This is a genomic window from Bradyrhizobium sp. Unk1, from assembly GCF_059512345.1.
Window position 1 is genome coordinate 1 of the sequence record NZ_JCAMOP010000213.1, and the last position, 617, is coordinate 617.

The 617-nt window shown below is 66.6% G+C and carries 1 protein-coding gene; it reads left to right on the forward strand.

Features of this window, described 5'->3' with window-relative positions; genetic code table 11:
- Nucleotides 1–617: aminotransferase class III-fold pyridoxal phosphate-dependent enzyme (locus AC5ZFO_RS48195; RefSeq protein WP_496124295.1), on the forward strand; the 617-nt coding region annotated here is incomplete at both ends.

The following is a 617-nucleotide window of genomic DNA, read 5'->3' on the forward strand; positions in this document are numbered from 1 at the left end:
GGCCCGGATACGATCGCGGCCTTCTTCGGCGAGCCGGTGATGGGCGCGGGCGGCGTCGTCGTGCCGCCGGCGACCTATTGGGACAAGATCCAGGCAGTCCTGAAGAAGTACGACATCCTGCTGATCGCCGATGAGGTGATCTGCGGCTTCGCCCGCACCGGCAAGATGTTCGGCTGCGAGACCTATGGCATCAAGCCGGACGTGATGGTGGTCTCCAAGCAGATCACCTCGAGCTATTTCCCGCTGTCGGCGATCATCCTGAACGACCGCATGTTCGAGCCGATCGCGGACGAGAGCAACAAGATCGGCGTGCTCGGGCATGGTTTCACCGCGGGCGGCCATCCCGTCGGCTCGGCCATTGCGCTGGAGAACCTCAAGATCATCGAGGAGCGCGGCCTGGTCGCGCACGCCGCCGAGCTCGGCGGCTACATGCAGGGCAAGCTGCGCGAGCTCACCAGCGATCCGCTGGTCGGTGAGGTCCGCGGGGTCGGCATGATCGCGGCGATCGAACTCGTGCTCGACAAGGGACGCAAGACCGCCGCCAGCACGCCCGGCGCCGTCGGCGGCATCGCCAGCCGCATGCTCCAGGAGCGCGGCGTGATCTCGCGCAACATGCT